The sequence below is a fragment of the Nocardiopsis sp. FIRDI 009 genome, assembly GCF_003386285.1.
Lineage (GTDB): Bacteria > Actinomycetota > Actinomycetes > Streptosporangiales > Streptosporangiaceae > Nocardiopsis.
Genome location: NZ_QPNC01000019.1, coordinates 378,790 through 405,093, shown reverse-complemented (window position 1 = coordinate 405,093; position 26,304 = coordinate 378,790). Strand labels below are relative to the sequence as shown.

Here is a 26,304-nt window from a genome sequence, read left to right as displayed (position 1 = left end):
ACCGGACGCTCCTCCCCCTCCCGGTGGTGCTGCCACCACCGCGACTCCACGTGCTGACGGCCTGGCCGCGCGCGGGCCGCGATCACTACGTTTGGTGCCGTGACCGGCCGCGACATTCCCACTACCGCCACGGACGGCCAGGGTGATCCCCTGGTGTCCGCGTTGACGAACCTGTCCCGTGCCGCCGAAGCCTACGGGACGACCTGGCGGGTGCGACTGGTCGCGGTGCTGCACCTGATGACGTCCCTCACACTCGCCCCGCTCTACCTGCTGCCGGGGCTGGTGCTCGTGCTGGCGGCCACCTGGATCGGCCTCGTCCTCATCCTGCCCTGGCTGCCCGGCCCCTCTCCGGTCGCCCCCACCCGTGCGCTCCTGGCCGTGCCGCTCGCCGTCCTGGTGGCGGTCACGGCGCCCCCGCTGGCCCGGATGGCGTGCCGGGTGCAGCGCGGCCGTCTGGGATCGGTGTTCGGGATCGTGGAGACCGGCCCGCCCGCCCCCCTGCCGCCCGGCGGCGGCCCCGGGCGGGTGGTGGGGCTCCTGTTCGGCCGCGACGCCTGGACGGGGGTGGGGCGCAGTGTCCTGTCCGGTGCGCACGCCCTGCTGGCGGGGGTGCTGGTGGTGGCCTTGGTGGTGTGCGGCGGCGCCGGGGCGGCGGGCGCGCTCCTGGGGGTGATGTACGCGCTGGTCCTGGGGTCGGCCGGGGAGGTGGTCGGGCTGCTGGGGTTGGTCGCGGTCGGGCCGCTGGCGGCCCTGGTCGGCCTGCGACTGGCGCCGTACCTGGTGGCCACGGAGGTCATGCTGTACCGTGCCGTGCACCTGGACGCGCCCGAGGTGCGGGTCCTGCGCCGCCTGATGCACGTCCAGGACAGCCGGCTGCGCATGGTCGACGCGGCCGAGGCCGAGCGGCGGCGGATCGAACGGGACCTGCACGACGGCGCCCAGCAGCGGCTGCTCGCGCTCTCCATGACCCTGACCCGCGCCCGCACCCAGTGGGCGCGCGACCCCGACCGCGCCCTGGCGCTGATCACCGAGGCCCAGCGCGAGTCCAAGGAGGTCCTGGAAGAGCTGCGGCAGGTGGCCCGGGGTCTGCATCCCCGTGTGCTCACCGACCACGGTCTGCCCTCGGCCCTGCCGGTGGCCGCGGGGCGGTCACCGGTTCCGGTCGAGGTCGACGTGGAGCTGACGGAGCGCCCCTCGGCCCGGGCCGAGGGGGTGGCCTACTACGTGGTGTGCGAGGCACTGACCAACGTGGCCAAACACGCCTCGGCGGGCCGGGTCGCCGTGCGTGCCCGGCGGGTGTGCGATCCGGCGGCCCGGGGCGGGTCCCTGCTGCGGGTCACCGTCACCGACGACGGCTCCGGCGGCGCCGACCCCGAGGCCGGAACCGGCCTGTACGGGTTGTGGGACCGGGTGGACGCCGTCGACGGAACCCTGACCGTCCACAGTCCGACCGGCGGGGGGACCACCCTGACCGCCGACATCCCATGGGAGGCGTGAACGTGCACGGCACGTCGAGTACGGACGGGCCCCGGAGGGGTCCGCGGGTCATCATCGCCGAGGACTCGGTGCTGCTGCGCAGCGGTATGGCCCGGTTGCTGGAGGACGCGGAGGTGGAGGTGGTCGACCAGGTCGGTGACGCCGACGCGCTGCTCGCCTCGGTGGCGGCCCATCCCGACGTCGACCTGTGCCTGGTGGACATCCGCATGCCGCCCACCCACTCCGAGGAGGGCATCGAGGCGGGGGTGCGCATCCGCCGGGAGTATCCGGACGTGGCGGTGCTGCTGCTGTCGCAGCACGTGGTCAGCCGGTACGCGGCCGACCTGCTGGGCGGGGGCGCCACCCGGGTCGGCTACCTGCTCAAGGACCGGGTCGCCGACATCGAGGAGTTCGTGGACGTTCTGCGCCGGGTGGCGGACGGGGGAGCGGCCATCGACCCGGAGGTGGTCGCCCAGCTGCTCAGCCGCCGCCGCGACAGCGCCCTGGAGCGGCTCACCCCCCGGGAGGCCGAGGTGCTGGGGGTGATGGCGGAGGGGCTCAACAACGCGGGGATCGCGGCGCGGCTGACCGTCACCGAACGCGCGGTCGAAAAACACATCAGGTCGATCTTCACCAAGCTCGATCTGGGCCAGGACGACCACGACCACCGCCGGGTCCAGGCGGTCCTGCGGTATCTGCGCGGCGGCGAACGGATCTGAGGCCAGGACACGGAGGAGGGCGCGGGCCCTCCCCGGAGAGGAGACGACGTGACATTCAAGGCGCGGGGCCTGTACGCCTCGTCGAGCAAGGAGCCGGGCGGGTTCCGCGCGGGGCCGTGGATGCTGCTGGGCGCCGTGCTCGTGGTGGTGCTGATCGGGGTCACGGTGGTCTCGGTCCTGGCCAGCGTGACCGTGGACCGTGACCGGCGCCTGGACTCCTTCGCCCAGACCGCGTTCCTGACGATCGAGAACGACACCGCGGGTGAGGTGACCGTCAGGGCCGGCGCGGACGAGCTGGTACTGGACCGGACGCTGCGGGCGGGGCCGTTCCAGGAGCCGGAGGAGGACGTGGCGGAGGAGGACGGCGGCACCCTCGTCGCGGCCGAGTGCGAGGGCCTGTGGTTCCTGGGCGGTGACTGCGCGGTGGACTACGACGTGACCGTGCCGGAGGGGACCGAGGTGACGGTGAGCACCGTCAGCGGCCGGGTCCGGGTGGAGAACGTCAACGGCACGCTGGATCTGTCGAGCACCAGCGGTGCCGTGGTGGTGCGCGGCAACGTCGGTGACGTGGCGGCCTCCTCGACCTCGGGTGCCGTGGAGCTGTCGGGGGTGGAGGGTGCGGTCGCGGCCCGGACCACCTCGGGCGGTATCACGGCCTCCGGTGCGGGGGAGGCGCTGAGCGCGGAGTCGGTCTCCGGCGGCGTGGACGTGTCGGGTTTCGCCGCGCGGGTGGTGGAGGCGGCCTCCACCAGCGGGTCCGTCGCCGTGGGCGGGGGTTTTGAGTCGGCTGAGGTGTCGACGACCTCGGGCGGTGTCGAGGTGGTCACCGACGAGCCCTTCACGCTGCTGTCGGTGGACTCCACCAGCGGTTCGGTCCGGTTGCGGGTCCCGGAGGGCTCTTACACGGTGACCGGGGAGTCGACGTCGGCGGGGCGTGACATCGGTGTGGACACCTCCCCCGACGCCGGGGCGCGCATCGACGTCAACACGGTCAGCGGGTCGGTGGACCTCCAGGTGGTCTGAGGGTCACCGTTCGAAGCGCAGCGCCGCCCAGTCCGAGTCGATCGGGACCTGGGCGGTGCTGCGCCAGCCGGCTTCGCAGAGCACGTCCCATCCCTGGTCGGCGGTCAGGTCGGTGATGATGGTGCCGCCGCGTTGGGGGAAGCACATCCACAGCCGGGTGCGGGGGCCGGTCAGGTCCATGACGGGGGGTGCCTCGCGGTTGACCGTGCCCCGGTCCAGGACGAACAGGTGGATGTCGTCGTAGTCGGCGCCCTCGATGGGGCCCAGGTCGATGTGGATGTCCTGCGGTGGCTCCAGCAGGCGCAGGTAGCGTTCGGGCGCGTTGAGGACGAGCAGTCGGTCCCCGGGACGCACCCCCAGTCTCTGGGCGAGTGTGTCCGACATTCCCCCTCCGTTCGGTGACCCGCGCGAGCGATCCTCCCGACACCGTACGGGCCCGGAGCGCCGAAACCGAGCGGCATCCCCCACTCGACCGTGACATGACCGGGTTTTTAGGATTGTCGTCATGACAGATGGTGAAGGCGGGCTGCGTTGGGGCGTCATCGGTACGGGTGGGATCGCCCACTCCTTCCTGGAGGCGCTGCGGGCCACGCCCACGGGGCGGGTGACGGCGGTGGGGTCGCGTTCGGCGGAGCGGGCGCGGACGTTCGCCGACACGTGGGGGATCGCGGTGAGTCACGGCGGTTACGCGGAGCTGGCCCGCGACGAGGACGTGGACGTGGTGTACGTGGCCACCCCGCATCCGTGGCACCACTCGCACGCGCTGATGTGCCTGGAGGCGGGCAAGCACGTGCTCGTGGAGAAGCCGATGGCGATGAACGCCCTCCAGGTCGCGGAGATGGTGGCGGCGGCCCGTTCCGGAGGGCTTTTCCTCATGGAGGCGATGTGGACCCGTTACCTTCCCGCCTACCGGCTGGCCCGTGACCTGGTGGCCGACGGGATGATCGGCCGGTTGTGCTCGCTGTCGGCGGAGTTCGGGATCAACGTGCCCTTCGACCCCGACCACCGGTTGTTCAACGCCGAGCTCGGTGGTGGCGCGCTGTTGGACCTGGGTGTGTATCCGTTGGCGCTGGCCACCGACTTCCTGGGGGATCTCACCATCGTGGGGGCGACCCGGCAGCTGTCCCCCGACCGGATGGTGGACACCCACACCACCGTCCTGGCCCGCGGTGAGGGCGGGGTGGCGGCCACGTTGAGTTGCGCGTCGCGTTCGACGATGCCGGGCCGTGCGGTGCTGGTGGGCACCGAGGGGTGGTTGGAGATGGACCGTGTGTGGGCGCCGACCGAGGTGGTGGTGCACCGGGACGGTCGTGAGCCGGAGGTGTTCCACCGCCCCTACCGCGGTAACGGGTACGTGCACGAGGCCGAGGAGGTCGCGCGGTGCGTGGCCCGGGGGTTGTCGCAGAGCCCGGACATGCCGTGGTCGGAGAGTCTGCGGTTGGCGCGGCTGATGGACCTGGTCCGCGACGTGGGCGGGTTCGTCGACCAGGACGCGGAGTCGGTCGCGGGCTGAGTCCGGGGGGCGGCCCCTCGGCGCCGGGACCGGCGCCTTCTCAGAACCGAGGGGGCGGCAGCAGGCCGGAGGCGCCCGCCGCCGTCGGTGTCGCGGTCCTGACGTCCTCGGTGTGGTCGTGGAAGGGGCGGATGTCGTTCGGGGTGCGGTGGTGGCGCAGGCGTGCCCGGACGCGGCGGGCGGCGGCCAGCCGGGCGAGCACGTGGATGTTGGTGCGCGCCACGACCAGGACGGCGTCCCTGGGGCCGATGGCGTCGTCGAAGTAGCCGTCGATGCCGGTGTCGCCGCTGCGTGGCCGGGTTCCGTAGATGTCTCCGTCGAACATGCGGTAGGCGTCGCGGACGACCAGGGTGTCGGGGTGCAGGCGCGGGCCGTCGCCCAGCCATTCGGCGGCCTCCCCGGCCAGGCGGCGGACCAGCCCGGGCAGGGTGCGGTGCCGGTCGGGGAAGACGCGGTGGGCGCCCAGGCCCCGGCGCCACCCCGCGTAGACGGCCGGGTGGCGGGTGCGCAGGACCACGTAGGTGTTGGACAGGGGGTGGGCGAGGACCTCGCGGGTGAGGAAGTGGGTCATCAGCGCCGCGGACAGGCCGAAGCGGCGGTGGGCGGGAACCACACCGGCGGCGTCCAGGTACAGGGAGCGTCGGGAGGCCAGGCGGAGGCGGTGGTAGCCGCCCCAGCCGACGGGGGTGTCGTCCGGGCCGAGGATGAGGGCCAGGGTGGTGATCTGGTCGAAGAAGCCGGAGTGGACGCGGGTGCGCCAGTAGCTGGAGTGGTCGGCGCCGAAAGCGCGTTCGGCCAGGCCGCACAGGGTGGTGTGGAGGCGGTCGCGGCTGCGGGAGGACAGGGCGCGGGGGTGGTCCCAGCGGGCGACGCGGTAGCCGGGGGTCAGGTCGTGGAGGGTCGGCGGGTGGCTGAGGTGCCGCAGTTCGGGGCACTGGAGTCGGGTGGGCACGCACACCCCTACTTTCGTTACTCTACGGAGACAAGCAACTCCTTAACGTAGCGGTTCGGTGGTGGTGCGTGGGGCCACTTTTCCGAAGTCGGCCCCGGACGCGCCCCTCTCGGGGGTGTCGGAGCGGTGTCAGCGCCGGGCGGAGGCGCGCCGGAGGCGGGCGGCCAGCAGCGCCATCTGCTCGCGGAGCTCGTCGGGTTCCTCCACCTCCATGTCGATGTCGAGCGTGCCCAGGTAGCACGCCATGTACGGGTAGGAGATCCCGGCGCACACCAGGACGCAGCTGTGCTCGTCCACCGGTTCGATGGTGCCGAACCACCCGCCCGTGCGGCGGGCGGCCTCCTCGGCGGACGCGAACAGGCGGACCCGCGCCCTGTCCGGCCACATGTGCACGTCCATGCGCTCGGCCAGGTAGGCGGCCACGCCCTGCTCCGGGGGGTCGCGGGGCGGGACGCGCGGCCCGGTGGGGGGCAGCGGTCGCATCCGGTCCACGCGGAAGGTGCGCCAGTCGTCGCGATCGTTGTCCCAGGCCACCAGGTACCAGCGCCGCCCCCGGGCGACCAGGCGCAGGGGTTCGACCGTGCGGCGGGTGGGGCTCTGGTCGTGGCGCCGGTAGTCGAACCTGAGCCGTTCACTGTCGCGGCAGGCGGAGGCCACCAGCGCCAGGCTGTCGGCGTCGACGGCGGGCCTCTCGGCGGGCATGGGGACGGTGAAGGCGCCCAGGGCGTCGACGCGGCGGCGCAGGCGTGCGGGCAGGACCTGGAGGAGTTTGGCCAGGGCGCGTACCGAGGTCTCCTCGATCCCCGTCACCCCGCCCTGGGCTGCGGTGCGCAGCCCCGCGGCGACGGCGACGGCCTCGTCGTCGTCCAGGAGCAGCGGCGGCAGGGCGGCCCCGGCACCCAGTCGGTAGCCGCCTCCGGCGCCCATGTCGGCCTCGATGGGGTAGCCGAGCTCGCGCAGGCGGTCGATGTCGCGGCGCACGGTGCGCGGGCTGACCTGCAGGCGGTCGGCGAGGTCGGACCCCGGCCACTCCCGGCGGGTCTGGAGCAGGGACAGCAGACGCAGCAGGCGCGCCGAGGTCGCTTTCATCGGGCTTCCTCCGAGGCGGTGGCGGGAAGGGGTCGTCAGCACGGTCGGGACGCGTGCCCCCTGTGCGCGCACGCAGTCTGCCGGGGGTGGGGGACGGTCGTTGTCCCCCACCCCCGGGGTCGGGTGATCCGTCGCGACCGGGCCCGGGGCCGGTTCAGACCACGGCGACCGCCTCGACCTCGACCAGCTGGTCGTCGTAGCCCAGGACGGTCACGCCAAGCAGGGTGCTGGGGGCGTCGTGGTCGCCCATGTGGGCGCGGACCACGTCCCAGGCCGCCACGAGGTCCTCCTGGCGGTCGGAGGCCACGTACACCGTCGTCTTGACGATGTCGGTCAGGTCCGCGTCGACACCCCGGAGCGCCGTGCGCAGGTTGCGCATCACCCGCTCGGCCTGGCCCGCGTAGTCGCCCACGGCGACGGTGGCGCCGTCCTCGTCCAGGGGGCAGGCGCCGGCGGTCCACACCACGGTGCCGCCGGTGTTGGGCGCCGTGGCCGCGTAGGCGTAGTCCACGTGCTGGGTCAGGGTCCCGTTGCGGATCAGGGTGACCGCGCTCAAAGTCCACCTCCGTATCGTCGTTGACTGCCCCGGCAACGGGTGCGGTGGCGGCCTGGTTCCCGGTGGGGCGGAGTGTGGTGGAGGTGGCGTGAAGGTCACCTGTCGGGGGCGTGGGGCAGGTCGCCCAGCCAGTCGCGCGGTCCGCCCCGGGCCAACCTGCGCAGGAAGGCCAGGACCCCGGCGGCGCCGCTGGCCCAGCCGCCGCCCGGTTCGCGGGTGTGGTCGAGGAAGAGGGGGGAGTCGGGGCCGCCGTCCGACCGCACCAGGGCCAGTCCCGCCACGTCCACGGCGGCGTCGCGGTGGGCGGTGTCCCCGGTGTGCGCGGCGGTGTCCAGGAGGAACTCGCCGATGCCCGCCAGGCCGCAGCACTGGCCGGTGACGGCGACCCGGGGGGCGTGTGTGTAGCAGCGGCGTGCGGCCAGTGCCGCGAGGTCGGTCAGGTGGGGGCGGCCGGTGTGGGCGCCGCCGCGGAGCAGGACGGTGCCGATACCGGCCAGCCCCTGGCACGACGACAGGGTCATGGGGCGGGCGGTGGCGTGGTCGGCCTGTTCCAGCAGGGGCGGCAGGAGGTGGGCGAGGGTCTCCAGACCGGCGGTTGCCTCGGCGCGGGCGTCGGGGTCGCCCGCGGCCGCGTCCAGGCACAGCAGGGCCAGGGTCACGCCCGCCAGTCCGTGGGCCAGGCCCAGGTGGGTGGCGGTGGCGTCGTGGTCGTCCGGGTCGGGTGGGCGGGCGCTGACGGCGGCGGCCGATCCGGTGTCGACGAGGGCCCGGGCGCCGCGCCGGGCCAGGTCGAGGCGGGTCCGGTCCCCGGTCAGGCGCCACAGGTGCAGCTGTGCCAGGACGATCCCCGCCAGTCCGGCGGTGTGGTCGGTGGCGGGGACGGTCTCGGGGACGGTGCGGGCCAGGGGCCGGACCGCTTCGGTGAGGGTGGGGTCGCCGAGTTCGCGGGCGGCCGTGGCCAGGAACACGGCCGTGCCGCAGGCGCCGAGTTGCAGTCCGGGCGGGGTGGGGCGCAGGGCCGAGAAGCCCGAGGTCCAGTGGGCGAGGGCGTGGGCCAGGGAGCGGGAGCGGGGGTCGTGGTGGTGGAGGAGTTCCATGCCGATCCCGGCCGCCCCCTGGTACTGGTTGGTGGGGCTGGGGGTGCCCGCCGGGGAGCGGTCGCGGCCGGTGAGCAGGGTGCGGGCGGCCTCGTGGGTCTGTTCCAGCGCCGCGGTGAGGAGCGCGTCCACGCGGGCGGGGGTGAGGGCGTAACGGGGGTCGGGGCTCGGGGGCGCGGTGACCTGGCCGACGCGGAGCCGGTGCATGGCCTGGACGCGCCGGTCGGGGTCGGGTGACATCAGGTCGGGGATCAGCCCGGCCACGGCGGGGGTGCGGTCGCCCAGGGCGGCGAGGAGGGTGCGGGCCCGGCCGTCGTCGGGTATGCCCCGCCTGGCGCGGGAGGGCGGGTCGATGCCGGTGACGGCGTAGAGGAGGGTGGCGCCCAGGGAGTGGAGGTCGTCCTCGGTGCGGGCGGGCTGGCCGCGTTCCTGTTCCGGGGAGGAGTAGCCGGGTGTCCAGCCCCGGGGCGGGTCGGGGTCGGGGGCGTCGACGGTGTGGCTGATCTCGAAGTCGACCAGGCAGGGGTGGCCCTGGTCGGTGATGACGACGTTCTTGGGGGCCAGGTCGCGGATGAGGACGCCGCGGGCGTGCACGGCGTCGACCAGGCGGGTGAGACGGGCGGCCAGACGGTTGGGGTCGCGGTCGGCGGTGGTGTAGGTGCCGTGGGTGGCCACGTCGGTGCGCAGGTCCCGGGGACCGAGGTCGGTGGTGGCGAGGAACTCGTCGGCGCCGTGGCGGAAGTGGTCCACGACGCGGGGGATGCCGTCGATGCCCTCCAGGCGGCGTAGGACGGCGGCTTCGGCGCGCAGCCGGTGGCGGGCGTCGCGGGTTCCGGTGGGGTTCTCGTCGGTGTGGGCGCGGCGTTCCTTGATCACGACCGCCTGCCCGGTGGCGGTGTCGGTGGCGCGGTAGACGCCGCCCGCGGCGGTGTGGGTGATGGCGCCGGGGACCAGGAAGCGGCCGCCGAGCAGGAGGGGGGAGGGGGGTTCGGTCTCGGGGGCGGGCAGGCGGCCGGTGAAGGGGTCGGGGGTCCAGGTGGGGGCGTGGTAGCGGCCGTCGGCTCCGCCGGGTTGGGGGCGTCCCTGGTCGTCGTGGACGACCAGGTGGAGGTCGCCGTTGTCGTCGGTGGCGCAGGTGGCCTCGAAGGGGGCGTAGCGGTAGTAGACGGGGGCGTCGGGGCGGAGTCGGCGGTCGCTGTGGACGCGGGGGCCCGTCAGGCCGACGAGTTCGGCGGCCAGTTTCTCGGCCAGGTCGGTGACGTGTTCGCGTGGGGGGTAGACGGTGATGGCCTTGCCCACGGCGCCGGGGCGGGAGTGGTGGGAGTTGAGTTCGCGCAGGATCTCGGTGGTGCGCGCGAACTTGAACCGGCAGGGGGTGCGCAGCAGGAGGGGGAGGGTGCGGTCGAGGGTCTCGACCAGGGTCGTGGGGCGGGCGGAGATGTGGATCTTCCACCCTTGGGGTGGGAGGTCGAGGCCGGGGAGGGTGACGTCGGTCCAGGTCGTGTAGTCGGTGATCACGCGCCCGGCCCGGCGGACGCGCTCCTCCAGGGCGGGGGTGCGGATTCGGGTGCCGTCGTGCTCGCGCACCGTCGGTCTCCCTGTCGGTGTCGGGGGAGGAGTGGCCGCCGGGTGGGGAGGCCACCCCTCTGTCGGAGTCGCCCCGGGGGTGGGGCGGGGACGTGCGCGGTCATCGCCGGGGTCGGCTCAGGTCCGCGGTGTCGTGGATCGGGCGGGTGTTCAGAAGGTGGCTCCGTCGCAGCGGATGGTCCAGCCGCTGATGCAGGTGCGGATGCAGTCGAGGTTGAGCTGGTCGGCGATGAGCTCGGTCTCGGCTCCGAGGGAGACGAGGGGGGTGGTGTCGAGCGTTCCGGCGTCGCGGGGCAGGTCCTGCGCTGACATGGGTTCCTCCCGTTCAGCTACTGATTGTGAGAGGCAAGCTACCTCGTGTAGCTTTGCCGAAGACTTCAATCCCCTCTGTGACGCGCGGAAAACGGTTCGGTCACCGGATCACCCCACCTGGCCGCCAGGTCGCGTCCGGTTTGGCCCCATGAGGAGTGAATTGGAACCCGAAACTCCCCCCATGCCCTCGATGGGAGTGATGGCCGCAATGCGCCAGGCCGCCACGCCCGAATCCCCCCCGCAGGTGCCCGCCATCCGGGCCGAGGGGCTCGTCAAGACCTTTCCCGGAGTGGAGGCCGTGCGTGGGCTCGACCTTCTCGTGCACCCCGGGGAGATCTTCGGTCTGCTGGGCCCCAACGGTGCCGGGAAGTCGACCACGATCTCCATGCTGTGCGCGCTGACCCGGCCCACGGCCGGTGGACTGTGGGTGGCCGGGCACGACGTGCGCACCCGGCCGGCCGCCGTCCGCCGCTCCATCGGGGTGGTCTTCCAGGAGACCACCCTGGACGACAAGCTCACCGTCGAGGAGAACCTGCGGATCCACGCCGTCCTGTACGGGGTGCCGCGTCGCCGCGCGCGGGCGCGGGTCACCGCCATGCTCGCGCTCACCGAACTGGCCGACCGGCGCCGCAGCCGGGTGGGCACCCTCTCGGGTGGGATGAAGCGCCGCCTGGAGATCGCGCGCGGCCTGCTGCACGGCCCCCGGGTGCTGTTCCTGGACGAGCCGACGGTGGGCCTGGATCCGCACAGCCGCGCCGAGGTGTGGCACCACGTGCACCGCATGCGCCGCGAGTCGGGCGCCACCGTCCTGTTGACCACGCACCACCTGGCCGAGGCCGACCACTGCGACCGGTTGGCCATCCTCGACCACGGCCGTGTCGTGGCCCTGGGGTCGCCCGAGGAGCTGCGCGCCAGGATCGGCCGGGACAGCGTCCGGGTGCGCACCGCGGCCCCCGAACGCGACGCGCGCACCCTGGCCGACGGTCTGGGGGTGCGCCCGGCCGTGGTCGACGGACAGGTGGTGGTGCGGGTCGAGGACGGGGCGGCCATGCTGCCCCGGATCGTGACCGCCCTGGAGGGGGCGGTCACCTCCGCGACCGTGTCCAGGCCGAGCCTGGACGACGTGTTCCTGCACTACACGGGGCGCAGCCTGGCTTCCGCGGACGGCGAGGGGAGGGCGCGATGATCCACGCGTCGCCGCGGGAGGTCGGCACGCGCCTGGCCGGGGAGGCGCGTGCGGTGGGGGCCGTGTGGCAGCGGGAGATGATCACCTTCGGCCGTGAGCGCCTGCGGCTGGTGATCAGTCTGCTCCAGCCGCTGCTGATCCTGGTCTCGCTCGGCATCGGCCTGGGCGCGGTGGTGCCCGACGGGGGGTCGGGGATCGGATATGTGACGTTCCTGTTCCCGGGGGTGCTGGTGATGGCGATCCAGGCACCCGCGTTCGCCTCGGGCGCCTCGATCCTGTGGGACCGCGAGTTCGGGTTTTTGCGGGAGATGCTGGTGGCGCCGGTGCGTCGTGAGTCGCTGCTGCTCGGCAAGGTGCTGGCGGGTACGGTCACGGCCACCTGCCACGGAGCGGTGCTGCTGGTCTTCGCGGGCGCCGCGGAGGTGCCCTACGACCCGGTGCTGTTGGCGTCGTTCGTGGCCGTGTTGGCGCTCGCGGCGTTCGCGATGACGTCGCTGGGGGCGCTGCTGGCGGTGTCGCTGCCCAGCCCGCAGACCTTCCAGGCGGTCACCGGGTTGCTGTTGGGGCCGCTGGTGTTCCTGTCGGGGGCGTTCTTCCCGCTCAGCGGTCTGCCGTCGTGGCTGGACGCGCTCACCGCGCTCAATCCGTTGACGTACGCGGTGGACGCGGCGCGCCACGTGCTGGCCGCGCGGTTGCCGGGTGAGGCGCCGGTGGGGCTGTTCGAGGGGTTGCGGGTGTGGGGGTCGCGGGTGCCGGTTTCGGTGGAGCTGGCGGTCCTGGCGGGTTTCGCGGTGTTGTGCCTGGTGGTGGCGGCGCGCCGGTTCTCCCGTCCCGACCAGTGAGGGGCGCGGCGGTCGGAGGCGGGTGCCGGTGCGGGGCGGGCGCGTGCTCGACGAGGCGGCCTACACCCCGCGGGTCTGGTCCCGGTCGGGGATCAGGACGCTCAGGCAGGTGACGCAGCCCTCCATCTTCTCGAACTCCGAGACGTCCACCGGAAGCACCCGCCAGTGCTCGGCGGTCAGTTCGTGGATGGTGCCGGGTGCGGCCGCGCTGACCAGGACGTCGCGTCCGCCCAACGGCAGCACGTGCGCCCCCGGTTCCTCGGGGGCGCGCCGGACCGGGGGCAGTGCCGAGGTGTCCACCAGATCGGGCAGCCCGATCAGCGACCCGTCGGGAAGCGCGGTCACCGCCGACTTCAGGTGCAAGGCCGCTCCGAGCCCGACCCGCCTGACCTCGCGGCCGAGTGGCTTGAGCAACCGCGCCAGCTGGTCGGCCCCCTCGGTGTCGGTGCGCCCGCCCACCCCGACGTAGACGGTCTCACCCACCTGGAGCACGTCCCCGCCGTCCAGGGTGCCCGGGGCCTCCACCCGGGCCACCCGCAGGCCCAGGGAGCGGAGCGCCGCCTCCACGCCCTCCACCTCGCCCCGGCGCTCCTCGGCGCCCGGGCGCGTCAGCACCGCCAGGTCCGCGCAGACGACCACGGTGTCCTCGATGAACACCGAGTCCGGGTGGTCCGGGGCCGGGTCGACCTCGACCACCCGCCATCCGGCCGAGGCCAGCGCCTCCTGGTAGACGACGAACTGGCGCATGGCCAGCACGGGGTCCACGGGGGAGCGGGGGAGGTGGGTGAGGATGCCCCGCTCCATCTGCGGGCTGGGCCTGCGGGTGAGGACCATCCCCGGGCTGGTGAATCCGTCCACGTGCGTGACCTCCCGGAGGTTCGGGGTCGGGGTGCGGGAGAGCTCAACGTACCGCGCGACCGTCCCGGACCCCGGGCGCGGCACGCGGGTCGTCCGTCTTGTCCGCGGGCCCCGTGCGCGGCAGGGTGAGCACATGGACGTGATCGTTGTCGGTGGCGGGATCGTGGGGATGAGCGCGGCCTTCCACCTGGCCAGGAAGGGTGTGTCCACCGCGCTGGTGGACGCCGCGCACACGGGGCAGGCGACCTCGGCGGGGACCGGGGTGGTCTTCCCCTGGCCCTTCCCCTGGGACTCCGCGCCCCTGTGGGAGTTCAAGGCGCGCGCCGCCGCGCACTACCCGGAGCTGATGGCCGAGCTGGCCGAGGACGGGCACGTGACCGGGTACGAGGTGGTCGGCGGCGTGTCGGTGGACCGGGAGGGGGACGACGCCGGGTACGACCTGATGCGGACCCTGGCCGAGCGGCCGGAGTTCGCCACGATGGGGCGGGTGGAGCGGTTGGCGCCGGGCGAGGCGACCCGTCTGTTCCCCCTGGTGCCCGAGGGGTACGGGGGTGTGCGTATCGAGGGCATGGCCCGCCTCGACGGGCGTCGGGCGCGTCAGGCGTTGTTCGACGCCGCCGAGGAGCGGGGGCTGCGGTACTTCAAGGGCGAGGCGCACCTGTCGTGGAACGGTCACCGGGTGACCGGGGTGAGCGTGGGCGGCGACGAGTTGGCGGCCGACGTGGTGGTGGTCGCCGCCGGGGCGTGGTCGGCGCGTCTGCTGGCGGTGGCGGGGGTGGATCTGCCGGTGTTCCCGGTGCGCGGCCAGATGACGCACTTCGCGCTGCCGGGCCGTGACACGCGGTCCTGGCCGGTGGTGCGGTTCGGTGAGCGCGAGTTCTTCGTGTGCGCGTTCGGCCCCGACCGGGTGGTCACGGGTGGCACGGTCGAGCCCGAGGTCGGGTTCGACCGGCGGGTGACGGCCGGGGGGCTGCTGCGCAACCTGTCCACGGCGGTGGAGGTGTTGCCGGGGTTGGCCGAGGCCACGGTCGTGGAGACCAGGGTGGGGTTCCGGCCGGGCACGCACGACGGCCGTCAGCTGCTGGGGCCGATCGGGCGGCTGCCGGGGGTCGTGGTGGCGACGGGGCTGGGGCCGGAGGGGTTGACGTTCGGCCCGTACCAGGGCTGGGTCGCGGCCCGGCTGGCGTTGGGGCAGGACCCGGGGCTGGATCTGGCGGAGTTCCGCCCCGACCGCCCGCAAGGTGAGTGACCCATGTCACGGAAATTGGTGCTGATTTCCGTTTGACATTTTCGCGAAATCGCTTGCTAGAACTTGATTTTCGGCCTTGAGAACATCTGGGCAAGCCGATATTCTGAGGAGTTTTGGTGAGCGAGAGAATGCCGGTCCGCTACCTCCGTGTCGTCGCGGCGCGCCCCCTCGCGCCGCACATGGTGCGGGTGACCTTCACCGGCGACGACCTGACCGGCCCGTCCCTGGGCGGGCCCGACCGGCAGGTCAAGCTCTACTTCCCCCGTCAGGGGCAGGAGGTGCCCCGGCTGCCGCGCCCCGACGGGGACCTGACGTCCTGGTACCGGTCCTACACCGCCCTGCCCGACGACGAACGCCCCTGGATGCGCGGTTTCACCCTGCGCGGGCACGATCCCGAGCGCGGCACCGTCGACATCGACTTCGTCGTGCACGGCGACTCCGGTCCCGCCACCCGCTGGGCGCGTCGGGTCCGCCCCGGCGCGGTCCTGGGTATGTTCGGCCCCTCCGCGGAGTTCGCCTCCCCCTTCGACACCACCACCCCCGACTGGCTGCTCCTGGCCGGTGACGAGACCGCCCTGCCCGCGGTGGGCAGCCTGCTGGAGAGCCTGCCCGAGGGGCGGCGCGCCGTGGTCCTGGTCGAGGTCCGCGACGCCGCCGAAGAACTCCCCCTGTCCACGCGCGCCGACCTGGACCTGCGGTGGATCCACCGCGGGGACGCCGCGCACGGCGAACGTCTGGTGGCCGCGGTGCGCGCCGCCGACCTGCCGTCGGGGCGGATGGGGGCCTGGCTCGCGGGCGAGGCGGGCATGGTCCGCTCCCTGCGCCGCCATCTGGTGGACGAGCGCGGTGTACCCAAACGGGACATCGACTTCGCCGGGTACTGGCGGCGCTCCCTGACCCAGGACGACGCCCCCACGGCCGAGGACATGGCCGAGGCCCGGGAGAAGCTGGAGTCGGCCCGGGGACGGTAGGTCGGGAGCCGCGGGCGCGGCGCGCCCCGCGGCCCGCGAGGGGTCGGATCCTCCGCCGGGGGAGTCGGCCCCTCGCGCTGTGGCGCACCCTCACCCCGCTCTCCGACACACCTGATCACGGTCATGGTCCACCCGCTCCCGAGTGCGCAGACCCTGGCGATGCCGTGAGTGCCCGGTTCGCGGGCGTCCGGCGGGAGGGGAGGGGCGCGTGAGCGATGTCGACGCGACCGTCGTCGGCGACGCGGCGCCTCCCGACCGAGCGTCTCTCGGGGGAGGCACCTGGTCAGGAGCCGGAAGGCTTCGTCCTCAGTCCAGCCTCCTGAGCAGTTCGGCGGCCAGCGGGGCCGAGGACGCCGGGTTCTGGCCGGTGACCAGGTTGCGGTCCACGACCACCTTGGGCGCCCAGGGCTCGCCCTCCCGCACCAGAACACCGGCCTCGGTGAGACGGTCCTGGAGCAGCCACGCGGCCCTGTCGGCGAACCCGGCCTGGGCCTCCTCGGCGTTGGTGAAGGCCGCCACCCGGTAACCGGCGAAGGCGTTGGTGCCGTCGGCCCTGGTCGCCGCCAGGAGCGCGGCGGGGGCGTGGCAGACCACGCCGAGTGGCATCCCGCTCTCCAGGGCGCGGATGAGCAGTGCCCCGGAGTCGTCGTTGACCGCCAGGTCCTCCATCGGTCCGTGGCCGCCGGGGTAGTAGACCGCGTCGTGGTCGGCGGGGTCCGCCTCCTCCAGCCTGACCGGGCGCCGGAGTTCGGCCATCGCCGCCAGGGAGGACCTCATCCGGTCGGCGCCCTCCTGGCCGCCGTTGGCCTCGGGCGCCAGGCTGCCCTGGTCCACGGGCGGGACGACCCCGCCGGGGGTGGCGACGGTGATCTCGTGGCCCGCGGCCCTGAACGCCTCGTAGGGGACCACGGCCTCCTCGGCCCAGAACCCGGTGGGGTGCTTGGTCCCGTCGGCCAGCGTCCAGTGGTCGGCGCCGGTCATCACGAAAAGGATCTTCGACATGGTGCGTTCCCTCCGGTGGGGTGGGCCGTCACGGCCCGCGGTGTGTGCTGGCGCACCCCGACGACCCGTGGTCCACGGCACGTGGATGCGGGACGTCAGGGCGGCGACGAGTCGAAACTAGACACCTATCCCATAGGCGTCCAATGGAAAAACGAATGTCTGGCATCAATTTTCCTATGGCTTTCCGGGGGTAGGACGCAGCTCGGAGCGTGCTGCCGGGAACATGACCCGCAACGAAACCGGCGCACCGTCCACCATGCGCGCGATCAGCCGGGACACCCGCGGAGGCCCCGAGGTCCTCACCGAGCGGACTTCGCCGAGGACGTCGACGTGGTGCTCGACCCGCTCTCCGGCCTCGCCCGGGCGGGCGGGCGCGTGGAGACCATGCTGGTCGAGGCCGACCACACCGGGATGCGGGCGATCGCGGACCTGGTCGAGTCCGAGGGGCTGCGCGCCCGCGTCGACATGACCTTCCGGCTCGAACAGGCCGCCCAGGCCCACGGCCTTCGGGGAGACGAACCGGACCACGGGCAGGATCGTGCCGGTGGTGTGGGGCGCGGGCGCGGCTCCACCGGTTCGGCCGGTGCGTTCGCCAGGATGACCTGGTGGGAGAACCTGCTGGGGAGAGGCGGAAGCCGGTGGAGGCCGAGACCGTGACGAGCCTGACGCCGCTGCTGGTCATCGTGACCGCCGCGGTGGTGGCACCCCTGGTGGTCGACGTGCTCGGCCGCTGGGTGGTGCTTCCCGGGGTCGTGCTGGAGATCGCGTTGGGCATTCTCATCGGCCCGTCGGGGTTCGGGCTGGTCGAGGAGACCGACGTCATCACGGCGGCCTCCGGTATGGGGCTGGCCCTGTTGATGTTCATGGCCGGTTACGAGATCGACGTGTCCCGGGTGGGCGGGGGGACGCTGCGCCGGGCAGGGGCGGCCTGGGCGTGCGCGCTCGGACTGGGGCTGGGCGCGGCCTGGCTGCTGCTCGGCTGGTCGCAGACGGCGCTGATCGTCGGATTGGCCCTGACCACCACGGCGCTGGGGACGGTCCTGCCGATCCTGCGCGACTCCGGGGTGATCGGCTCGGCGTTCGGCGCGCGCGTGCTGGCCTCGGGGACGGTGGGGGAGTTCGCGCCCATCGTGGTGATCTCCCTGCTGCTGAGCGGCTACCGGCCGCTGACCGGATCGCTTCTGCTGTTGGCCTTCTTCGCCGTGGCCGCGCTGGCCGCCTGGCGGATGACCCGGGGGACCTCCGCGCGGATGCAGCGGCTGGTCCGGGTGACCCTGGGCACCAGCACCCAGCTCGCGGTCCGGTTGTGCCTGCTGGTGGTGGTGTTCATGCTGTGGGTGTCCACGGTTCTGGGGCTGGACAGCGTCCTGGGGTCCTTCGCGGCGGGGATCATCGTCCGGGTGATGCTGTTCAACAACCACCCCGGGGAGGTCGAGGAGGTCGAGGCGCGGATGACGGCCGTGTCCTACGGCGTGTTCATCCCGGTGTTCTTCGTGGTGACCGGGGTGCGGTTCGATCTGGCGGCGCTGGTGTCGGACTGGGGCGCGGTCGCGACCGTGCCGATGTTCCTGGTCCTGTTCCTCCTGGTCAGGGGGGTTCCGGTGTGGCTTCTGTGCCGCAGGGGGTTGAGTGGGCATGAGGGTGTGGCGTTGGCGCTGTTCTCCGCCACGGCGCTGCCCCTGCTCGTGGTGCTGACCACCATCGGGACGCGCGCCGGTGAGATGAACTCGGCGCACGCGGCCGCGCTGATCGGCGCGGGCATGCTCTCGGTCCTGATCTTTCCGCAGATCGGCCTGGCGCTGGTCGGGCGCGCGCGGGTGCGGGCCCGGACGGAGGAGGCCGCCGCGACGGACGGGTAGCCGTGCCCGTGCGTCGCGGCGCGGCGCGGCCGGATGAGTAGTCCTACTCAGGCGGTCCGGGCGCGGACGGGCCAGGATGGACGCATGAGCACCCCCAACACGCGCCCCCGGTCCACCTCGCAGTTCTACCTCCAGTCGATCATCGCCTTCGCCGTCTCCTCCCTGGGAGCGGGCGCGGGCATCGCCTACCTGCCCGTCGACCTGTGGATGCGCGCCTTCCTCGGGATGAGCCTGCTGTTCGTGATCACCTCGACCTTCACCCTGGCCAAGTGCGTGCGCGACCGTCAGGAGGACGCGATCGCGGAGGAGATGGCCCAGCAGTACCAGCAGATGCCGGTCTGGAACGGTCAGGAGCCGCTCCACCAGCACCAGTAGCGGGTTCGGCGCTGGGTCCTCGTGGTGGCGCCGCAACCGGACGCGTCAGCGGGTCAGGCGTGGGGTGGAAGAGCGGCTCCGGCGCCCCGCTGGCGCGCCCCTGTGTTCCGTGCCGGTTCCATCACGCGGCCGGGGGGTTCGTCACCGGTCGCGCCGACTCGGCTGGATGCGCAGGTCCTCCTCCCTCCGCTCGGTGCCGTCCGGTGCCAGGTAGCCCACGCGCACGGGTTCGCGGGAGGCGTCGTCGACCACCGACAGGGGCGCGCCGTCCGGTTTGAGGTACTTGGACCCCCACTCCATCAGTGCGAGGACGACGGGTGTCAGGTCGCGCCCCTTCTGGGTGGGCACGTACTCGTACCGGGTGCGGCTGCCGGGCTCCTTGTAGGGCTGGCGGACGAGCAGCCCGGCCTCGGTCAGGTGTTTGAGCCGGGCGGCGGCGACCGCCTCGGTGACGCCGACCCGGGTGACGAACAGATCGAAGCGGCGTACGCCGAACAGCAGCGCCTCGCGCATGATCAGCAGGGAGGAGCGGGGGCCGAGGACTTCCAGGGCACCGGCGATGGCGCACTCGGTGGGACGCCAGGTGCGCGGGTCGGCCAGGACGTGGTCCAGCTTGATCGTCATACCCCAGAGCCTAGGCGGACCAGCTGACTTGACATTTCCATACCCAGCATCCTAGCTTCCTGACTATGGAAATCCATAGTCAGGATGTCGGTGGGGCCACCCGACGCGCCGTGTTCACCCCGGACTGGGCCGGATTCGGCGGAACCCACGGGGGTCTGGTCGCCGCCCACATGCAACAGGCCGCCGCCGACGTCTGCGGAGCCACACCCCGCTCCGTCACCGTCCACCTCCTGGACCCCGTCCCACCCGGAACCTTCGACATCCGCGTCCACACGCTGCGCGGCGGCCGCTCGGCCGCCTCGTCCGCCACCATCGACGGCCTGGCCACCGCGCTCATCCGCCAGACCCACGGGCCGGACTCCCCGCCGGCGGTCTGGCCGCACCACGCCCCGCCCCCGACCAACCGGCCCGACCCCGACTCCCTGGACCGCTTCACCCCGCCCGAGGACATCGTGCACTTCGGCCGCCACCTCGACATCCGCCCCCTCAGCGGCGCCCTCCCGCTCACCTCCGGAACCGAACCCTCCTACGAGGCATGGGTGCGGCTGGCGCCCGAGGCCGCCGACATCGGCCACCTGGACGAGAACGCCACCCGCCTGATCCTCATCGACGCCATGCCGCCGGGTCTGTTCGCCCTCTGGGACCGACCCGCCCCCGTGCCCACCCTCGAACTGTCCGTGCATCTGGCACCCTGCCGACCCGACGGACCCTGGTACCTCATCCGTCACCGCACCGTCTGGGCGTCCGAGGACCTGTGCGTCGACGAGACCGCCCTGCACACCCGAGACGGCCACCTCGCCGCCCAGGGGCGCCAACTGCGCCGCCTCATCCGGACCTGACCCACACCCCACCCCGACGCCAAGGACACCGCCATGCGAGAAGCCGTCATCGTCGACGCAGTCAGAACCCCCGTCGGCAAGGGCAAACCCACCGGCGCCCTACACGAGGTCAACGCCGTGGACCTGCTCGCCCACAGCCTCCGCGCCCTCATCGAACGCACCGGCCTGGACCCCGCCCTGGTGGACGACGTCATCGGCGGCGTGGTCACCCAGCACGGCGAACAGGCCGCCAACATGACCCGCCGCGCGCTCCTGGCCGCCGGGTTCCCCGAATCCGTGCCCGCCACCACCGTCGACCGCCAGTGCGGCAGCAGCCAACAGGCCGTCCACTTCGCCGCCCAGGGCGTCATCGCCGGCGCCTACGACATCGCCGTCGCCGCCGGGGTCGAGTCGATGGGCCGCGTCCCCATGGGCGCCAACCTGGCCGGATCCGCCGACCCGTTGGGGGAGGGCTTCGCCGAGCGCTACCCCGAGGGCCTGGTCGGACAGGGCATCGCCGCCGAACTCATCGCCGCGCGCTGGGGCGTCTCCCGGCAGCGGATGGACGAGTTCGCGCTCACCAGCCACGCCCGCGCCGCCGACGCCACCCGGCGCGGCGCGTTCGACACCCAACTCGTCCCCGTCAACGGGCTCACCACCGACGAGGGCATCCGCGAGGGCGGCACCCCGCAGACGCTCGCCGCCCTGCGCCCCGCCTACCGCGACGACGCCACGGCCGCCCGCTTCCCGCAGATCACCTGGAACGTCACCGCGGGCAACGCCAGCCCGCTCAGCGACGGCAGCGCCGCCGTGCTCATCATGGGCGCCGACACCGCCGCCGCCCTGGGCCTGACGCCCCTGGCCCGGCTGCACAGCTTCGCCGTGGCCGCGGACGACCCCCTCCACATGCTCACCGCGGTCATCCCCGCGACCCGCAAGGTTCTGGACCGCGCCGGGCTGTCCATGGACGACATCGACCTGTTCGAGATCAACGAGGCGTTCGCGTCCGTCGTCCTGGCCTGGGCCGAGGAGACCGGCGCCGACCCGGACCGGGTCAACGTCAACGGCGGCGCCATCGCGATCGGGCACCCGCTCGGGGCCAGTGGCGCCAGACTGATGACCACGCTCGTGCACGCCCTGCACGAGCACGGCGGCCGGTACGGGCTCCAGGCCATGTGCGAGGCGGGAGGACTGTCCAACGCGACCGTCGTCGAACGGATCTGACCCGGACACCTTCCAGGGCCGACCGGGCGGTCGGCCCTGCGGCGCCGCCTCCGTCAGGCGTTGGGCGGAAGAGCGGTTCCGGCGCCGCGCTGGCGCGCCCTGAGCAGGTCGTGCCGCTCCTTGGGCAGGGTCGGCTCCCCGGCGCCCTGCACCTCGAACCCGGCGTCCTCGATCATCTCCCGGTCGGCCCTGCCCGCCTGGCCCTCACTGGTCAGGTAGTCGCCAAGGAAGATCGAGTTGGCGATGTGCAGGGCCAGCGGCTGGAGGGAGCGCAGGTGGATCTCGCGGCCACCGGCCAGGCGCACCTCCACGTCGGGGAAGACGAAGCGGGCGGCGGCCACGATGCGCAGACAGCGTTGGGGGGTCAGCTCCCAGGTGCCCTCCAGGGGGGTTCCCTCGAAGGGCATGAGGAAGTTGATCGGCACCGAGTCCGGCTCCAGGTCGCGCAGGGCCAGGAGGGCGTCGATGAGGTCGTCGTCGCTCTCCTTCATTCCCGCGATCAGTCCCGAGCAGGGTGACAGGCCCGCGTGCTTGGCCTGTTCCACGGTCTCCACCCGGTCGGAGAACTCGTGGGTGGTGCAGATGTCGGCGTAGCGCTCCTCGGAGGTGTTGAGGTTGTGGTTGTAGGCGTCCACGCCCGCCTCACGCAGGCGGTCGGCCTGGCCGTCGGAGAGCAGGCCCAGGCAGGCGCACACCTCGACCCCGGGGAACTCGGACTTGATGTCGGAGATGGTGGGGGCCAGGCGGTCGACGTCGCGGTCGGTGGGGCCGCGCCCGCTGGCGACCAGGCACACCCGGCTGGCTCCGGCCTCGACCCCGGCGGAGACCGCCTCACGGGTCTGGTCGGGTTTGAGCCAGGTGTACTTGAGGGTGTCGGCCTCGGAGCCGAGCCGCTGTGAACAGTAGAAGCAGTCCTCCGGGCACAGTCCACTCTTCATGTTCACGAGGTAGTTGAGCTTGACCCGGCGGCCGAAGTAGCGCAGCCGGACCCGGAACGCGGCGGCGACCAGATCCATCAGGTCGTCGTCGGAGCTGCTCAGGACCTGGCGAAGCTCGTCGCGGGTGGGCGTCTCACGTCGGAGGGCCTTGTCGGCCAGAGAGTGGAAAGTCGTCACGGTGACGATCCTGGAGTGTTCCTCGCGCGGAGCGCATCCGTCGAACCCGCCAAAATCACGGCCGAAGTCTTGTACACGTCGGCTGTTTCCCGGCCCCGCCCCTTTCCGGAAGGGACACCCCGCGGGGGAGGCTGGTCAGGGTACCGCCGGGACGGCATCGGCACCAGCCGCGGCGCGGGACGGCTCCGCGCACGGCCGCCGGGAAAACGGGTTGTCGCCTCCGGCGTCGGTCGGAAGACTGGCGGCCCATGATGGAAGGCTTCCACCCCGAGACCAGTTTCGGACCGGACACCGCGCGACGCTACGACGACCACCTCCGTGGCGACGAGGAGGCCGCGGCCTCCTTCCTGGCCGGGTACGCACGACACGGAAGGGCCCTGGAGTTCGCGATCGGGACCGGCCGTGTCGCGCTCCCACTCGCCGAACACGGTGTGCGGGTCGACGGCATCGAACTCTCCCCGCACATGGTGTCCAGGCTGCGTGAGAAGCCGGGGGGCGCGGACCTGGACGTGATCGTCGGTGACATGGCCGCCGAGACCACCGGCAGGACCTATCCGCTGGTCTACCTGGTCTACAACACCGTCTACAACATCCTGACCCAGGAGGGTCAGATCGCGTGCTTCCGGAACGCCGCCCGCCACCTGGACGAGGGCGGGGTGTTCGTGGTCGAGGCCGCACCGCCCTGGGCGTGGATCCGGGGTGAGCGGTTCGTCAACGTCGAACGCCTCACCGCGGGAGCGGTGACCCTCGACGTGAACCAGTACGACCACGTCACGCAGATCCTCGACGAGAACCACGTGAGCCTCGGCGCCGACGGCATCAGGCTGGAGCCCATCTCCTGCCGCCTGATCTGGCCGTCGGAGATGGATCTCATGGCCCGACTGGCCGGTCTGCGCCTGGTCGAGAGGTCGGGAGGGTGGAACGGGGAGCGGTTCGACGCATCGAGTCCCCTCCACGTCAGCGTCTACGGCCCGGCCTGACCCGGCGCCCCGGCGGGCGCGCCCGGTCCGGCGCACGAGGCACCCACCCCCGCGAGGAACGGACGAGAACCCACATGGACCAGCGACCCCTGCTGTTCATCGACGTCGACGGCCCCCTCAACCCCTACGCGGGCAGCCACCGGGCCGCCTACCGCCACGGTTACCGCAGGTGGCGGGCGAACGGCTTCCAGGTGCTGCTCAACCACGGACACGGAGCGGCCCTGGCCGCGCTGCCCTACGACCTGGTGTGGGCCACCACGTGGGGGCACGACGCCAACGTCCACATCGCCCCCCGTATCGGGCTCCCGGGACTTCCCGTGTGCGAGTTCCCCGACCACGGCGCACCCGGGCCGGTGCACGCCAAGACCCCCGGCGTCGTGGAGTACGCTGACGGCCGGCCGTTCGCCTGGGTGGACGACGAGATCACCGACGCCGACCGGGACTGGGTCGACCTGTGGCACGCCGGACCCGCGCTGCTGTACGGGGTGGACCCGGCCAGAGGACTCACGGCGAGGGACTTCGAGGCGCTGGCGGAGTGGGTGGCGCCCGGGTGGCGGGGAGACCGGGCCAGGTGAGCGCGTACCGTCACCACAACCGGCAGGAGGGACGATACGCGCACAGGGGACACAGCGGATACGCTGGTCATCGGCTCGGTCACCCATCCGGCCGGGGTGGGCGCGATCGGGTCCGGTCCCACACGCCCTCGGGAGCGCACGCCGGAGCCAAGGTCCCGGGCGGACCTCGGTCAGGCCGGACGAACCCCGAGCCTGCGGCCCCTCTACCTCGGACTTCCCTGATGCGCCTGCTGTTGATCGACAACCACGACTCCTATACCTACAACCTCCACCAACTGCTGGCGCGGGTGCTGGGCGAGTCCCCCGAGGTGCTCACGAACGACGACGTCCGCTGGGACGAACTGGACCCCGCCGCCTTCGACGCCGTGGTGGTCTCCCCGGGCCCCGGACGCCCGCACAACCCCCGTGACCTGGGCCGGGTGCCCGAACTGCTGGCCCGCACCCACCTGCCGGTCCTGGGCGTGTGCCTGGGCCACCAGGCCATCGCCCACCTGGCAGGAGCCGACGTCACCGCCGCCCCCGTCCCGCGCCACGGCCACCTCACCCGGGTCCGGCACACCGGCCGCGGCCTCTTCCAGGGGCTGCCCCAGGACCTGACCGCCGTGCGCTACCACTCCCTGGCCGTTCCCGAGCCGTTCACCGCACCGCTGACCGCCACCGCCTGGGCCGAGGACGGCGTGGTCATGGGCCTGGAACACCGGGAACTCCCACGCTGGGGCGTGCAGTTCCACCCCGAGTCGATCGCCAGCGACGCCGGAGCCGACCTGGTCGCCAACTTCCTGCGGCTGGCCCGCCCCCTCGTGCGGACAGGAACCGCCGGACGAGGGCGCACCACCCCTGGGACCGCCCCGACCCTGGACGGCGCCGCGTCCGCCGTCACCGGACGGCTTCGAAGACCCGCCATGCCCGAACCGCACGCACCCCGCGTACACGTCCTCGACCACGCGGTGGACACCGAGGCCGCCTTCGCCCACCTGTACGGCGCCGCCGAGTACGCGTTCTGGCTGGACAGCTCCCGCCCCGAGGGGACCGCCCGCTTCTCCTTCCTCGGCGCCGCCACCGGCGAGATCCTCACCTACCGCGTCGACGACGGCGAGGTCCGCGTCCGCGACGCCGACGGCTCCGAGCGGCGCGAACCCGGCACGATCTTCGACGTCCTCGACCGGCGCACCCGCCCCACCGCCCCCACCGATCTGCCGTTCGACTTCACCGGCGGGCACGTGGGCTACTTCGGCTACGAGCTCAAGGCCGACTGCGGCGCCGCCAACACCCACACCTCGCCCACCCCCGACGCGGTGTGGATGCGCTGCGACCGCTTCGTCGCCGTCGACCACGCCGAGGACCGCACCTACGTCGTGCACGACGACGCCGACGACGCCCACGCCTGGGCCGAACACACCCTCAGGACGCTCTGCGCCCTGCCCCCCGTGCCTCCGCCCCCGCCCGCCGGACCGGCCGTGGACCTGGGCGCCCACCTGGAGCGCCCCCGCGAGGACTACGTCACCGACGTCAAGGAGTGCCTGGGCCACCTCACCGAGGGGGAGAGCTACGAGATCTGCCTGACCAACCGGGTGCGGCTCCCCGACGACGCCTCCGACGACCTCGACCTGTACCGGCGGCTGCGCGCCGCCAGTCCGGCCCCCTACGCGGCCCTGCTGCGCCTGGGGCCGGTGAGCGTCCTGAGCGCCTCACCCGAACGCTTCCTGAGGGTGGACGCCGACCGGGTGGCGGAGAGCCGTCCCATCAAGGGCACCGCCCCCCGCCACCCCGACCCCGACACCGACCGCCGCGCCGCCGAGGAGCTGCGCACGGGCGCCAAGACACGCGCCGAGAACCTCATGATCGTGGACCTGCTCCGCAACGACCTGGGCCGGGTGTGCGAGGTCGGCAGTGTGGAGGTGCCCGCGTTCATGTACACGGAGTCCTACGCCACCGTCCACCAGCTGGTCTCCACCGTGCGGGGGCGGCTGCGGCCGGACGTGACCACCCTGGACGCCGTCCGGGCCTGCTTCCCCGGCGGGTCGATGACCGGTGCGCCCAAGCTGCGGACGATGGAGATCATCGACCGGTTGGAGTCGTCGGCGCGGGGTGTGTACTCCGGGGCGTTGGGCTACCTGTCGCACTCGGGGACCGCCGACCTGAGCGTCGTCATCCGCACCGCCGTGCGTGCCGGCGGGGAGCTGACGATCGGCGCGGGGGGCGCGATCGTGCTGGACTCCGACCCCGCCGACGAGTACGAGGAGATGCTGCTCAAGGCCGCCGTGCCCGCACGTGCGCGCTGACCTCCGAAGGCGTCCGGTCG

General features: G+C 73.0%; 26 protein-coding genes. 16 read left to right on the top strand and 10 right to left on the bottom strand.

The genetic code is table 11. The features are described from left to right. The first annotated feature begins 237 nt into the window (after positions 1–237). Genes DVR05_RS17985 through DVR05_RS17975 form a run of 3 tightly spaced genes read left to right on the top strand, consistent with a single transcriptional unit; the run spans position 238 to position 3,218 of the window. Positions 238–1,497, top strand: a complete 1,260-nt coding sequence (locus DVR05_RS17985) for a sensor histidine kinase (RefSeq protein WP_116247084.1) — start codon at positions 238–240, stop codon at positions 1,495–1,497. Next, on the top strand, positions 1,485–2,195 hold the full coding sequence (locus tag DVR05_RS17980) for a response regulator transcription factor (protein ID WP_116247037.1): 711 nt from the start codon (positions 1,485–1,487) through the stop codon (positions 2,193–2,195). Before DVR05_RS17985 ends, DVR05_RS17980 begins: the two co-directional genes overlap by 13 nt. A gap of 48 nt (positions 2,196–2,243) precedes the next feature. Beyond that, positions 2,244–3,218: a DUF4097 family beta strand repeat-containing protein gene (locus DVR05_RS17975; protein WP_116247036.1), complete on the top strand. Its 975-nt coding sequence runs from the start codon at positions 2,244–2,246 to the stop codon at positions 3,216–3,218. A gap of 3 nt (positions 3,219–3,221) precedes the next feature. On the opposite strand, the gene DVR05_RS17970 is transcribed toward DVR05_RS17975, so the two are convergent. Further along, a complete protein-coding gene (locus DVR05_RS17970) occupies positions 3,222–3,602 on the bottom strand; it encodes a hypothetical protein (protein ID WP_116247035.1) in 381 nt (126 codons plus the stop codon). 121 nt (positions 3,603–3,723) lie between these two features. Between DVR05_RS17970 and DVR05_RS17965 the strand changes: the two genes are divergently transcribed. After that, on the top strand, positions 3,724–4,731 hold the full coding sequence (locus tag DVR05_RS17965; RefSeq protein WP_116247034.1) for a Gfo/Idh/MocA family protein: 1,008 nt from the start codon (positions 3,724–3,726) through the stop codon (positions 4,729–4,731). A gap of 40 nt (positions 4,732–4,771) precedes the next feature. Here the strand turns inward: DVR05_RS17965 and DVR05_RS17960 are convergent, their stop codons facing one another. From DVR05_RS17960 to DVR05_RS26650, 5 genes are all read right to left on the bottom strand, one after another. Next, positions 4,772–5,689, bottom strand: coding sequence for a GNAT family N-acetyltransferase (locus DVR05_RS17960; RefSeq protein WP_369974551.1), 918 nt, complete (start codon positions 5,687–5,689; stop codon positions 4,772–4,774). Between the two features lie 123 nt (positions 5,690–5,812). Beyond that, positions 5,813–6,772 (bottom strand): YafY family protein, encoded by a 960-nt coding sequence (locus DVR05_RS17955; protein ID WP_116247033.1) that lies wholly within the window; start codon positions 6,770–6,772, stop codon positions 5,813–5,815. Between the two features lie 154 nt (positions 6,773–6,926). Then, positions 6,927–7,328, bottom strand: coding sequence for a RidA family protein (locus DVR05_RS17950; RefSeq protein WP_116247032.1), 402 nt, complete (start codon positions 7,326–7,328; stop codon positions 6,927–6,929). Between the two features lie 95 nt (positions 7,329–7,423). Next, positions 7,424–10,012, bottom strand: coding sequence for a class IV lanthionine synthetase LanL (lanL, locus tag DVR05_RS17945; protein ID WP_116247031.1), 2,589 nt, complete (start codon positions 10,010–10,012; stop codon positions 7,424–7,426). A gap of 150 nt (positions 10,013–10,162) precedes the next feature. Next, entirely contained in the window at positions 10,163–10,324 is a 162-nt protein-coding gene (locus DVR05_RS26650; protein ID WP_157982470.1) for a cinnamycin family lantibiotic, read from the bottom strand. A gap of 181 nt (positions 10,325–10,505) precedes the next feature. Here DVR05_RS26650 and DVR05_RS17940 point away from each other — a divergent pair, with 181 nt between their 5' ends. Beyond that, a complete protein-coding gene (locus DVR05_RS17940; protein WP_369974550.1) occupies positions 10,506–11,510 on the top strand; it encodes an ATP-binding cassette domain-containing protein in 1,005 nt (334 codons plus the stop codon). Beyond that, positions 11,507–12,352 (top strand): ABC transporter permease, encoded by an 846-nt coding sequence (locus tag DVR05_RS17935; RefSeq protein WP_116247030.1) that lies wholly within the window; start codon positions 11,507–11,509, stop codon positions 12,350–12,352. Before DVR05_RS17940 ends, DVR05_RS17935 begins: the two co-directional genes overlap by 4 nt. 60 nt (positions 12,353–12,412) lie before the next feature. On the opposite strand, the gene ddaH is transcribed toward DVR05_RS17935, so the two are convergent. Continuing rightward, a complete protein-coding gene (gene ddaH / locus DVR05_RS17930) occupies positions 12,413–13,210 on the bottom strand; it encodes a dimethylargininase (protein WP_116247081.1) in 798 nt (265 codons plus the stop codon). Positions 13,211–13,343: 133 nt separating this feature from the next. On the opposite strand from ddaH, the gene DVR05_RS17925 reads away from it, so the two are divergent. Together DVR05_RS17925 and DVR05_RS17920 are read left to right on the top strand one after the other, a co-directional pair. Continuing rightward, positions 13,344–14,459, top strand: coding sequence for an FAD-binding oxidoreductase (locus DVR05_RS17925; RefSeq protein ID WP_116247029.1), 1,116 nt, complete (start codon positions 13,344–13,346; stop codon positions 14,457–14,459). Between the two features lie 116 nt (positions 14,460–14,575). Next, complete coding sequence (locus DVR05_RS17920) at positions 14,576–15,430, top strand: siderophore-interacting protein (protein ID WP_232832199.1); 855 nt, start codon at positions 14,576–14,578, stop codon at positions 15,428–15,430. A 306-nt stretch (positions 15,431–15,736) separates the two neighbouring features. Here DVR05_RS17920 and DVR05_RS17915 read toward each other — a convergent pair whose 3' ends face one another. Next, entirely contained in the window at positions 15,737–16,432 is a 696-nt protein-coding gene (locus DVR05_RS17915; protein WP_116247027.1) for a type 1 glutamine amidotransferase domain-containing protein, read from the bottom strand. A 330-nt stretch (positions 16,433–16,762) separates the two neighbouring features. Here DVR05_RS17915 and DVR05_RS17910 point away from each other — a divergent pair, with 330 nt between their 5' ends. The 3 genes from DVR05_RS17910 (at position 16,763) to DVR05_RS17900 (ending at position 18,666) form a co-directional block, all read left to right on the top strand. Beyond that, complete coding sequence (locus DVR05_RS17910; protein ID WP_116247026.1) at positions 16,763–17,089, top strand: zinc-binding dehydrogenase; 327 nt, start codon at positions 16,763–16,765, stop codon at positions 17,087–17,089. After that, complete coding sequence (locus DVR05_RS17905; protein WP_116247025.1) at positions 17,071–18,291, top strand: cation:proton antiporter; 1,221 nt, start codon at positions 17,071–17,073, stop codon at positions 18,289–18,291. Before DVR05_RS17910 ends, DVR05_RS17905 begins: the two co-directional genes overlap by 19 nt. A gap of 84 nt (positions 18,292–18,375) precedes the next feature. Further along, on the top strand, positions 18,376–18,666 hold the full coding sequence (locus tag DVR05_RS17900; protein WP_116247024.1) for a YiaA/YiaB family inner membrane protein: 291 nt from the start codon (positions 18,376–18,378) through the stop codon (positions 18,664–18,666). Positions 18,667–18,807: 141 nt separating this feature from the next. Here DVR05_RS17900 and DVR05_RS17895 read toward each other — a convergent pair whose 3' ends face one another. Further along, a complete protein-coding gene (locus DVR05_RS17895) occupies positions 18,808–19,290 on the bottom strand; it encodes a helix-turn-helix domain-containing protein (protein WP_116247023.1) in 483 nt (160 codons plus the stop codon). 65 nt (positions 19,291–19,355) lie between these two features. Between DVR05_RS17895 and DVR05_RS17890 the strand changes: the two genes are divergently transcribed. Next, a complete protein-coding gene (locus tag DVR05_RS17890) occupies positions 19,356–20,129 on the top strand; it encodes an acyl-CoA thioesterase II (protein ID WP_116247022.1) in 774 nt (257 codons plus the stop codon). A gap of 33 nt (positions 20,130–20,162) precedes the next feature. Further along, a complete protein-coding gene (locus DVR05_RS17885; protein WP_116247021.1) occupies positions 20,163–21,332 on the top strand; it encodes a thiolase family protein in 1,170 nt (389 codons plus the stop codon). A gap of 53 nt (positions 21,333–21,385) precedes the next feature. Here the strand turns inward: DVR05_RS17885 and bioB are convergent, their stop codons facing one another. Next, complete coding sequence (gene bioB / locus DVR05_RS17880; RefSeq protein ID WP_116247020.1) at positions 21,386–22,447, bottom strand: biotin synthase BioB; 1,062 nt, start codon at positions 22,445–22,447, stop codon at positions 21,386–21,388. Positions 22,448–22,695: 248 nt separating this feature from the next. Here bioB and DVR05_RS17875 point away from each other — a divergent pair, with 248 nt between their 5' ends. The 3 genes from DVR05_RS17875 to pabB all read left to right on the top strand — a co-directional run bounded on the left by DVR05_RS17875 (position 22,696) and on the right by pabB (position 26,284). Further along, positions 22,696–23,427, top strand: coding sequence for a class I SAM-dependent methyltransferase (locus DVR05_RS17875; RefSeq protein ID WP_116247019.1), 732 nt, complete (start codon positions 22,696–22,698; stop codon positions 23,425–23,427). A 74-nt stretch (positions 23,428–23,501) separates the two neighbouring features. After that, positions 23,502–24,002, top strand: a complete 501-nt coding sequence (locus DVR05_RS17870; RefSeq protein WP_116247018.1) for a hypothetical protein — start codon at positions 23,502–23,504, stop codon at positions 24,000–24,002. 221 nt (positions 24,003–24,223) lie between these two features. Further along, on the top strand, positions 24,224–26,284 hold the full coding sequence (gene pabB, locus DVR05_RS17865) for an aminodeoxychorismate synthase component I (RefSeq protein ID WP_116247017.1): 2,061 nt from the start codon (positions 24,224–24,226) through the stop codon (positions 26,282–26,284). Positions 26,285–26,304 lie beyond the last annotated feature (20 nt).

Bases quoted from the DNA above. Each gene is read 5' to 3' on its own strand.
- pabB (WP_116247017.1), top strand. From the start codon at position 24,224: ATGCGCCTGCTGTTGATCGACAACCACGACTCCTATACCTACAACCTC.
- DVR05_RS17890 (WP_116247022.1), top strand. From the start codon at position 19,356: ATGGAAATCCATAGTCAGGATGTCGGTGGGGCCACCCGACGCGCCGTG.
- DVR05_RS17935 (WP_116247030.1), top strand. From the start codon at position 11,507: ATGATCCACGCGTCGCCGCGGGAGGTCGGCACGCGCCTGGCCGGGGAG.
- DVR05_RS17875 (WP_116247019.1), top strand. From the start codon at position 22,696: ATGATGGAAGGCTTCCACCCCGAGACCAGTTTCGGACCGGACACCGCG.
- DVR05_RS17940 (WP_369974550.1), top strand. From the start codon at position 10,506: ATGCCCTCGATGGGAGTGATGGCCGCAATGCGCCAGGCCGCCACGCCC.
- DVR05_RS17970 (WP_116247035.1), bottom strand. From the start codon at position 3,602: ATGTCGGACACACTCGCCCAGAGACTGGGGGTGCGTCCCGGGGACCGA.
- DVR05_RS17900 (WP_116247024.1), top strand. From the start codon at position 18,376: ATGAGCACCCCCAACACGCGCCCCCGGTCCACCTCGCAGTTCTACCTC.
- DVR05_RS17985 (WP_116247084.1), top strand. From the start codon at position 238: ATGACGTCCCTCACACTCGCCCCGCTCTACCTGCTGCCGGGGCTGGTG.
- DVR05_RS17965 (WP_116247034.1), top strand. From the start codon at position 3,724: ATGACAGATGGTGAAGGCGGGCTGCGTTGGGGCGTCATCGGTACGGGT.
- DVR05_RS17915 (WP_116247027.1), bottom strand. From the start codon at position 16,432: ATGTCGAAGATCCTTTTCGTGATGACCGGCGCCGACCACTGGACGCTG.
- DVR05_RS17885 (WP_116247021.1), top strand. From the start codon at position 20,163: ATGCGAGAAGCCGTCATCGTCGACGCAGTCAGAACCCCCGTCGGCAAG.
- DVR05_RS17870 (WP_116247018.1), top strand. From the start codon at position 23,502: ATGGACCAGCGACCCCTGCTGTTCATCGACGTCGACGGCCCCCTCAAC.
- DVR05_RS17955 (WP_116247033.1), bottom strand. From the start codon at position 6,772: ATGAAAGCGACCTCGGCGCGCCTGCTGCGTCTGCTGTCCCTGCTCCAG.
- DVR05_RS26650 (WP_157982470.1), bottom strand. From the start codon at position 10,324: ATGTCAGCGCAGGACCTGCCCCGCGACGCCGGAACGCTCGACACCACC.
- DVR05_RS17980 (WP_116247037.1), top strand. From the start codon at position 1,485: ATGGGAGGCGTGAACGTGCACGGCACGTCGAGTACGGACGGGCCCCGG.
- DVR05_RS17895 (WP_116247023.1), bottom strand. From the start codon at position 19,290: ATGACGATCAAGCTGGACCACGTCCTGGCCGACCCGCGCACCTGGCGT.
- DVR05_RS17925 (WP_116247029.1), top strand. From the start codon at position 13,344: ATGGACGTGATCGTTGTCGGTGGCGGGATCGTGGGGATGAGCGCGGCC.